The organism is Sphaerisporangium sp. NPDC005288, from assembly GCF_040607475.1.
In the GTDB taxonomy this organism is placed as follows: domain Bacteria; phylum Actinomycetota; class Actinomycetes; order Streptosporangiales; family Streptosporangiaceae; genus Sphaerisporangium; species Sphaerisporangium rhizosphaerae.
Map to the genome: position 1 here is coordinate 39,775 of NZ_JBEXGT010000057.1, position 9,052 is coordinate 48,826.

A 9,052-nucleotide genomic window follows, 5' to 3' on the forward strand; every position below is an offset into this window, starting at 1 on the left:
CCTCCCGAGCCGACCACCGGCTCGTCCACTCCAGGCTGCGCCGGTCGACCGGAAAACGCCGGAAACACATCGGGCGGACCCCTTCCCTCGCGGTGCCGTTGACGTTCCGGTCAGGTGCCGACGTAGGCCGCCAGGTGCTCGCCGGTGAGGGTGGACCGGGCGGCGACCAGGTCGGCGGGCGTGCCCTCGAAGACGACGCGGCCGCCGTCGTGGCCGGCGCCAGGGCCGAGGTCGATGATCCAGTCGGCGTGCGCCATGACCGCCTGGTGGTGCTCGATGACGATGACCGACCTGCCGGAGTCGACGATGCGGTCGAGCAGGGCGAGCAGGTGCTCGACGTCGGCGAGGTGGAGGCCGGTGGTCGGCTCGTCCAGGACGTAGACCCCGCCCTTGTCGCCCATGTGGGTGGCCAGCTTGAGCCGCTGCCGCTCGCCGCCGGACAGCGTGGTGAGCGGCTGGCCCAGGCTGAGGTAGCCGAGCCCGACGTCGGCCAGCCGCCTGAGGATGGCGTGCGCGGCCGGCGTGCGCGCCTCGCCCGCGCCGAAGAACTGCTCGGCCTCGGTCACCGGCATCGCCAGCACCTCGCTGATGTCGCGACCGCCGAACCTGTACTCCAGCACCTCGGCCTGGAACCGCTTGCCCTCGCACTCCTCGCAGGTGGTGGCGACGCCGGCCATCATCGCCAGGTCGGTGTAGACCACCCCGGCGCCGTTGCACGTGGGGCAGGCGCCCTCGGAGTTGGCGCTGAACAGCGCGGGCTTCACGCCGTTGGCCTTGGCGAAGGCCTTGCGGATCGGATCGAGCAGCCCGGTGTAGGTGGCCGGGTTGCTCCGCCGCGAGCCTCTGATCGCCGCCTGGTCGACCGACACCACCCCGTCCCGGCCGGACACCGAGCCGTGGATCAGCGAACTCTTGCCCGAGCCCGCCACTCCGGTGACGACGGCCAGCACGCCGAGCGGGATGTCGACGTCGACGTCGCGCAGGTTGTGGGTGGCCGCGCCGCGCACTTCCAGCACCCCCGACGGCGTGCGCACCGACGGCTTGAGGCGGGCGCGGTCGTCCAGGTGCCGCCCGGTGAGCGTGCCGCTGCCCCGCAGCCCCTCGACGGTGCCTTCGAACACCACCTGGCCGCCCTCGGCGCCGGCGCGCGGGCCGAGGTCGACGACATGGTCGGCGATCGCGATCGCCTCGGGCTTGTGCTCCACGACCAGCACGGTGTTGCCCTTGTCGCGCAGCCGCAGCAGCAGGTCGTTCATCCGCCGGATGTCGTGGGGGTGCAGCCCGATCGTCGGCTCGTCGAAGACGTAGGTGACGTCGGTGAGCGAGGAGCCGAGATGGCGGATCATCTTGGTGCGCTGCGCCTCGCCGCCCGACAGCGTGCCCGACGGGCGGTCGAGGCTGAGGTAGCCCAGCCCGATCTCAACGAAGGAGTCGAGGCTGTGCCGCAGCGCCTCGAGCAGCGGCGCGACGGAGGGTTCGTCCAGGCCCTTCACCCACTCGGCCAGGTCGCTGATCTGCATCGCGCAGGCGTCGGCGATGTTGATCCCGTTGATCTTGGACGAGCGGGCCTCCGCGCTGAGCCGGGTGCCCTCGCACTCGGGACAGGTGGTGAAGGTGACCGCCCGCTCCACGAAGGCGCGGATGTGCGGCTGCAGCGAGTCGACGTCCTTGGACAGCATCGACTTCTGGATCTTGGGGATCAGGCCCTCGTAGGTGAGGTTGATGCCGTCGACCTTGATCTTGGTCGGCTCCTTGTGGAGCAGGTCGGCGAGCTCCTTCTTCGTGAACTTCCTGATCGGCTTGTCGGGGTCGAAGAAGCCGCAGCCGCCGAAGATCCGCCCGTACCAGCCGTCCATGCTGTAACCGGGGATCGTGAGCGCGCCCTCGTTCAGCGACTTGGTGTCGTCGTAGAGCTGGGTCAGGTCGATGTCGTTGACCGAGCCCCGGCCCTCACAGCGCGGGCACATGCCGCCGAGACGGGTGAAGGTCCGCTTCACGGCCTTGGTGTCGGCGCCGCGCTCGACCGTGATCGCACCGCTGCCCCGGACGGAGGGGACGTTGAAGGAGAAGGCGTTGGGCGAGCCGATGTGCGGCTTGCCGAGCCGGCTGAACAGGATGCGCAGCATCGCGTTGGCGTCGGTGGCGGTGCCCACCGTGCTGCGGGGGTCGGCGCCCATCCGCTCCTGGTCGACGATGATCGCGGTGGTCAGCCCGTCCAGGACGTCGACCTCCGGCCGGGCCAGCGTGGGCATGAACCCCTGCACGAAGGCGCTGTAGGTCTCGTTGATCATCCGCTGCGACTCCGCGGCGATCGTGCTGAACACCAGCGAGCTCTTGCCCGAGCCGGAGACCCCGGTGAACACCGTCAGCCGGCGCTTGGGGATCTCGATGCTGACGTCCTTGAGGTTGTTCTCGCGCGCGCCGTGCACGCGGATCAGATCGTGGCTGTCGGCGACGTGCGGCGCAGGCGAGTGCGTGTCCGGCCCGGTGGCCATGCTCATCGTTTCTCCATCTTGTCGGGCGGGCCGCCTGCGCGGTCCCCGCCGGGCGTCGCCCGGCGCGGTCCGACCGGCTTCGAGCGGTACCTGTAGGTCGTGCGTCGCCGGCGCGGGGGCGCGGCGACGCCCCTCTGTCTACCTGATCCGCGGAGTGGGCGGTGATGCGCTCGGCCGACGACGTCGCGGACCGCGAAGCCGGGAGTGTGGCGCCATGAGGTCCGGGTGATGCCGGGACGCCGCGGCAGCACTCGGACGAACGGTGAGTTCCATGGCCCTGAGGCTAGCTCCGGCCCGCTGACCGGCGCTTCTCGATTCCTGACCGGTGGTGACCGGTCGGGGTGGCCGCCCTGGACGCACTTCTGGGGTGATCTACGCAGGCACCCGCGGACCGTCGCCGCGGCGGACACGACGAGGGCGGCACCCTCGTTGTGCCGAGGATGCCGCCGTCGTCCGGCGCGTGCGCCGTCGTGTCCTCAGTGGATCACGAGGCGCTGCAGCTCAGTGCGGGTGTGGCCGCGCTGCCGCCGGCGGTGAATCCGAAGGTGGTCGCGGCGTTGCCGTTGAGCTTGCCGTTCCACGATTCGTTGCCAACGGTGACGTTGGCCCCCGAGCCGGACCGGACGCCGCTCCACAACTGGGTGATGGTCTGCGATCCGGGCCAGGTCCAGGTGACCGTCCAGCCGTTGATCGCGCTGGTGCCGGCGGTGACGGTGACGGTCGACTGGAAGCCGCCGGACCAGGAGTTCACCGTCTGGATCGTGGCCGCGCATCCACCGGGCGCCGGAGTCGGGGTGGGAGTCGGGGTGGGGGTCGGCGTCGGAGTGGGGGTGACGGTCGGGGTCGGCGTCGGCGTGGGCGTCACGGTCGGCGTGGGGGTGGGGGTGGGGCCGTCGTCGGTGAGGGTGGGAGTGGTCCAGTCGCGCCATTCGGCGAGATTGCCCTGGGCCTTGGAGGAGATGCGGATGGCGCCGGCGGCGTTGCCGGTTCTGGTGAGGAACTTCTGGATGTTCTGGGTGAGCGGGGTGCGCCATTCAGGGCGGTTGGCGCAATGGGTGCCGTCCTGGATGTCGGACCAGTAGGTGATGTTGGCGCCGGCGCCGAGGGCTTTGTAGACCTCGGCGCCGGCGAGCGCGGCGACGCCGGCGGACTTGGGGCCGAGGTTGGCGATGTGGGGGTTGTCCATGATGAACAGGCCGCGGGGGGCGATCATGGCGACCATCTCGTGGGTGTCGACGGGCAGGCGGGTGGGGCTGCCGGTGAAGGTGCCGAAGGCGTCGCCGAGCCAGGGTTGCTCGCCGTAGGCGCTGGACAGGCTCTGGGCGCCTTCGCCGGGGATGCCGCGGAAGATGGGGACGCCGGCGCTGCCCGACTCGATGGGCATGGTCAACGCGATGCGCTGGTCGAGCACGCCGACGACGAAGGCGCCTTTGCCGAAGCGGGAGCAGCCGGTGACGCCGACGGCGTCGGCTTTGAGGATGGCGCCGCCGGATCGTTCGATGACGTCGATGATGCGGCTGACGCCCCAGCCCCAGGCGGCGAGCAGGCCGGTGGGGCTGTTGGAGCCGTAGATGGTGTAGAACGCGCCTTGTTTGTTGTTGCGGGGAGTGCCTTCCTTGCCGACGGCGTAGGGGTCGTAGGTGATGACGGCGGCGCCGGCGGAGCGGATGGCGGCGGTGTCGGCGCCGAAGCCGCCCAGGACGACCACGGCGGGGAAGGGGCCGGTGCCTGAGGGCAGTTGGACGCCCGCGGAGAAGCTGGAGGTCCGGCCGTTGTGCGAGACGTTGACGGTGATGTTGGTGCTGGAGACGGTGCCGGTGACGGTGGAGGGTCTGCCGGGCTTCTCGCCGTAGACGAACTTCTCGGCGAGTTTCTTGATCTCCTCGCGGCGGCAGCGCCAGTCGGCCTTGCTGGTGATGCGGGTGCCGTCGAGCTTCTTGAACGGGTCGGGGAGCCGGGGAGTGGTCGGCAACGACCCCGCGTCCGGCAGGGCGGGCACCGGGCAGTCGGCGCCCTCGTCCTCGACACCGGCCGCCGCCCAAAGGGCGGCCGTGGCGCGCGCGGGTGCGGCCTGGGCGTCTACCACCGTGAACGCCGCCCACATGGCCGCGAGCGTCACCGCCGCGAGCGTGACGACCACGGAGCGGATCCTAGAGCGGCCCGAGTTGATGACCACGAGGCCTCTCCTTCCGGTTAGGTGAGGGAAACGACGACCGCCGATCGATGATCTGCGGCACGGGGCTGTACGCCGTGCGCGTGTCCAGTCGCTGATCAGTCTGAAAATCTCGATGAAACGTGTCAATATTGCTTAGAAATATTTCAGGCGCGAGGGTTCCGATGGTCCTCTGAGCAGGTGTGGCCTGCGGAAGCCCGATGAAAGTTGCGGAAACCGCGAACCCGGATGCCGGTTCTCCGGTGACCCTTGCCCGGCATGCCGCCGGAGCTCGGCCCACGACGCAGGCCTCTGCGAGTGGTCCGGCCCGGGCGGCGCCGGCGGCGATGCCCGTGCGGACGGGGGCGCGGGCGGCTCTTCGGCGACGAGGGGCCGTCGTGCCTGGTGGGAGGCCGGAGGTCGGCGGAGACCCAGCGGAATAAAACAGGGATATTTGTCCGATTTCCCAGGATGTGCTCTGTGAGCGACACGACGGCGGGGCCGTCCCGCACGGAGCGTGCTGATCAGCGAGTTGTACGGATACGAGTGGAAGGCGATTGCCATGCGCGCTGTGGTGCTGGAAGAGTTCGGCGGCCCGCTGACCCTGACGGAGATCGCGACCCCCGACCCCGGACCCGGCCAGGTCCTGGTGCGCGTCGAGGCCAGCGGCGTCAACCCGCTGGACACCAAGATCCGCGCCGGCCGGGCCGCCCACGCCCGCACCCGGCCGCCCGCCGTCCTCGGCATGGATCTGGCCGGGGTGGTCGAGCGGGTCGGCCCGCAGGTCACCGGTTTCGCCCCCGGCCAGGAGGTCTTCGGGCTCACCGGCGGGGTCGGCGACCTGCAGGGCTCGCTCGCCGAGTACGCGGCCGTCGACGCGCGGCTGCTGGCCCGCAAGCCCGCGGCCCTGAGCATGCGTCAGGCGGCGGCGCTGCCGCTGGCGACCATCACCGCCTGGGAGGGCCTGGTGGACCGGGCGGGCGTCCGCGCCGGCCACAAGGTGCTGGTGCACGGCGGGGCCGGCGGCGTCGGGCACGTGGCCGTCCAGCTTGCCCGTGCCCGCGGCGCCGAGGTGTTCGCCACCGGGTCGGCCGGGAGCCTCGCGGCGATCGGCCGCCTCGGCGCCGTCCCGATCGACTACGAGGCCACCGCCGTGGAGGACTACGTCGCCGAGCACACCGGCGGCGAGGGCTTCGACGTCGTCTTCGACACCGTGGGCGGGCAGGTGCTGGACGCGTCCTTCGCCGCGGTCCGCACCTACACCGGCCACGTGGTCAGCGCCCTGGGCTGGGGGTCGCACAGCCTCGCGCCGCTGTCGTTCCGCGGCGCCACCTACTCCGGCGTCTTCACCCTGCTGCCGATGCTGACCGGCCGAGGGCGCGACCACCACGGGGACATCTTGCGCGAGGCGGCGGCCCTGGCCGACGCCGGAGCCCTCACCCCGCTGGTCGACCCCCGCCGGTTCACCCTCGGCACCGTCGCCGAGGCGCACAAGCTGGTGGAGGCCGGCGAGGCCGCCGGCAAGATCGTCGTTGACCTCACCGGCTGAACCGGCGCGGCGGTCGCCGCCGCCCCGCGTGTGATGACTAAGCGGGCCGACCGGGTGTCACTAGCGGCCGGTGCAGGTGAGGGAGGGGGTCGACGGCGTGCCGCCGCCGAGGAAGCCGAAGGTGGTCGAGCCGGACGCCGGGACCGATCCGTTGTAGGAGGCGTTGGTCACCGTCACCGCGGAGCCGCTGGTGGACAGCGTGCCGTTCCACACCTGGCTGACCGTCTGTCCGCTGCCCAGGGTCCATCTGACGGTCCACCCGCTGATCGCCGAGCCGCCCGCGGTCACCGTGACCTCGCCCTGGTAGCCGCCCGGCCAGGAGTTGGTGGTGCGGTAGCTCGCGGTGCAGCCGCCCGCGGAAGGGGAGGGCGACGGGCTGGGCGAGGGGGTGGGAGTCGGCGACGGGGAAGGCGTGGGCGTGGGTGTGGGTGACGGGGTGGCGGACGGGGACGGCGAGGGGGAGGGCGATGGCGAGGTGCCGCCCGGCGGCACGTACGGGCACTTGTTGCGGTACATCGAGATGTTGCTGGAGTCCATCAACGGGCACAGGAACTGGGTGTAGCGGGTGTCGTTGTCGACGAAGATCTTCAGCCACGGGATCAGCGTCCGCATCTCTGTCGCGTTCGCCCTGGTGGCGAACAGGTGGTCCACGCCGGTTATCTCCACCCAGGCGCTCGGAGTCGAGGCCGGCAGAGTGGTGTACAGCCCGTTGAGGTAGGACTGCGTGACCGTCGTGTCCCTCTGCCCGGAGATGAACATCATCGGCACCCGGTCATTGGCCAGACTCAGGTTCCCCGTGGGGGAGCCGGGCGCGAGCCCGACCGCGGCCTTCAGCGAGGGCCGCTGGACCGCCGCGAGGAGGACACCGGCGCCGCCGGCGGAGTGGCCGACCACCGACAACCGGCTGGAGTCGACCCGGTCGCGCACCGAACTGCGCTGAGTGAGATAGTCCAGCGCGGCGAGCAGCTGGGCGGCCCGGGCGTCGGCGCCGTCGGTGCGGCTGTTGGTCTCGATTCCGATGACGACGAAGCCGAAGGACGCGAGCCAGGGGCCCATCCAGGCTTCTTCGTTGGCGAACAGGGCGGAGTAGCCGGGCACGATCGCGACCCCGCCGAAGGTCCCCTGGCTGGTGTCGGTCGGATAGTAGATCACCCCGCTGCCGAAGCCGTTGCCCGACGGCACGCTGACCTGCGCGGTGGCGAAGCTGCCCCTGCTGGCGGCCACACTGGCCAAGGTCGGGTCGGGACCCCGCTGATAGGGATTGTCGGCGGCCGATGCCGGCCGGGTCACGACGGTCACCGTGAGCAGGCCGAGGATGACGACCGCCGCGGCCATCGCCCGCCTCACCAACCCGCCCTGTGAGCCGGGCCCTGAACGTGATCTCGTGGCGGCACCGGGCGCCGGAGTCTCGCTGGAACGTCGTCGCACTGTGGTGTTCCTTCTCCTCGAGTGAGCCCCTCATAGGGAGCTGCACGTGATCGCCGTCGCGGAGTGGCCTGAAGGTGCGGCGGTTCCCACCGCACCGGTCGCCTCTCCGTCCCGGCATCGGAACGCACACCACCACGCGGGCGTCGCGATCAGCGGCTCCCGCACCACCACCGGCAGGAAACCTCTTGGGGACTCAGTGTGGAAACACGGCCGAAACGTGTCAATATCCACAGGAAAGTTTCAGGACCCCATCCGGACGCGGATGTGTCCTCCATGCCGTGCCCCTCGGTCCCTGGTCACCTGGATCCTGCGATGGCTCCGCCCGGCTTGCGGTGCGCCGGCGCGGGACGCCGGCCATGAAGGTGACTGAAAGTTTCAGCACAATCGAGGAGCCGGTCCGGTACGGGAACGCCGATAGCACCAGATGGGCCACGCCGGCCCCTTCGACGCTTCGGCCTGCTGCGCCTGAGCACCGCTTGACGGCGCGTCCCTGTCTCGGATTTGCTCCACCCCACACCACCACCTCCGACCACCCGCCGGAGAAGGAGACGCACTCGGCCACTGATGTGAACGCTAACAATGCAGCTCCGTCCAGACACGCCCGGTGATCGAGGGTGTCGCGAGCCACGGACCGACCCCGACCGACACGGATCGACACCACCTCGGCCTCAACGCCTCGTCCACCGGTGCGATCCACGAGGTGGGCGCGAGCGGTTTCGCCTGGACGTGCCGAACCGCGCCACCACCAGCGGCGTCCGGCTCCAGACCTGCGACGCCCCGCCGACCGGCGCTGGACCCGCGTCTTACCCGCAACCCCTCGGTCCGCCGGGCGAGGGCCGGCCCTTGAGCGGTCCGCTACCGCGTGCTCCGCGCCGAGCCGTCGACCGAGGGCATGCCCATCGCCGGCGCCTGTCCCGAGCACCCGGGCGTGAGCAAGGGTTTCACAGGCCGACGCCGTTCCGGCGCCTGTTTCGATGACGAAAGGACATGCCGTGAAACGAAGGCTCACCGCCATCCTCGCGGCCGCCGCCCTCCCTTTGGTGGTCGCGAGCGTGCTTCTGGGGATCCGGCCCGCCGCGGCCGCCTCCCTCACCCAGGTCACCGGATTCGGGACCAACCCCACCAACCTCAACATGTACATGTACGTGCCCAACAACGTCGCCGCACGGCCGGCGCTGCTGGTGCTGGTGCACTATTGCGGCGGCTCGGCGAGTGCGATCTTCAACGGCAACGGGCACGACTTCGTCACCGCCGCCGACCGCTACGGCTACATCATGGTCCTGCCCGAGGCCACTCGTAGCGAGAAGTGCTTCGACGTCTCCACCGCCGCCGGGCTCAAGCGCAACGGCGGCAGCGACTCCACCGGCATCATGTCGATGGTCGCCTACGCCCGCCAGCGCTACAACATCGACCCCGGCCGCATCGCGG

At 70.8% G+C, this 9,052-nt stretch carries 5 protein-coding genes; 2 read left to right on the forward strand and 3 right to left on the reverse strand.

Annotated elements, in window-relative coordinates:
* Positions 1 to 110 precede the first annotated feature (110 nt).
* Complete coding sequence (locus ABZU32_RS36285) at positions 111 to 2,501, reverse strand: excinuclease ABC subunit UvrA (protein WP_354930056.1); 2,391 nt, start codon at positions 2,499 to 2,501, stop codon at positions 111 to 113.
* Between the two features lie 478 nt (positions 2,502 to 2,979).
* Positions 2,980 to 4,671, reverse strand: coding sequence for a cellulose binding domain-containing protein (locus ABZU32_RS36290; RefSeq protein ID WP_354930059.1), 1,692 nt, complete (start codon positions 4,669 to 4,671; stop codon positions 2,980 to 2,982).
* A 538-nt stretch (positions 4,672 to 5,209) separates the two neighbouring features.
* Between ABZU32_RS36290 and ABZU32_RS36295 the strand changes: the two genes are divergently transcribed.
* The gene (locus tag ABZU32_RS36295) at positions 5,210 to 6,196 is read left to right on the forward strand and encodes a zinc-dependent alcohol dehydrogenase family protein (protein ID WP_354930062.1); all 987 of its coding nucleotides are present in this window, start codon (positions 5,210 to 5,212) and stop codon (positions 6,194 to 6,196) included.
* Positions 6,197 to 6,256: 60 nt separating this feature from the next.
* Here ABZU32_RS36295 and ABZU32_RS36300 read toward each other — a convergent pair whose 3' ends face one another.
* Positions 6,257 to 7,543 carry a cellulose binding domain-containing protein gene (locus ABZU32_RS36300; protein WP_354930065.1) on the reverse strand — a complete coding sequence of 429 codons (1,287 nt, stop codon included), beginning with the start codon at positions 7,541 to 7,543 and terminating at the stop codon, positions 6,257 to 6,259.
* 1,073 nt (positions 7,544 to 8,616) lie between these two features.
* On the opposite strand from ABZU32_RS36300, the gene ABZU32_RS36305 reads away from it, so the two are divergent.
* A partial coding sequence (locus ABZU32_RS36305; RefSeq protein ID WP_354930068.1) for a PHB depolymerase family esterase occupies positions 8,617 to 9,052 on the forward strand: 436 nt, incomplete at its 3' end.

Excerpts from the sequence above, each read along its gene's own strand:
- ABZU32_RS36285 (WP_354930056.1), bottom strand. The coding sequence starts at position 2,501 with ATGAGCATGGCCACCGGGCCGGACACGCACTCGCCTGCGCCGCACGTC.
- ABZU32_RS36295 (WP_354930062.1), top strand. The coding sequence starts at position 5,210 with ATGCGCGCTGTGGTGCTGGAAGAGTTCGGCGGCCCGCTGACCCTGACG.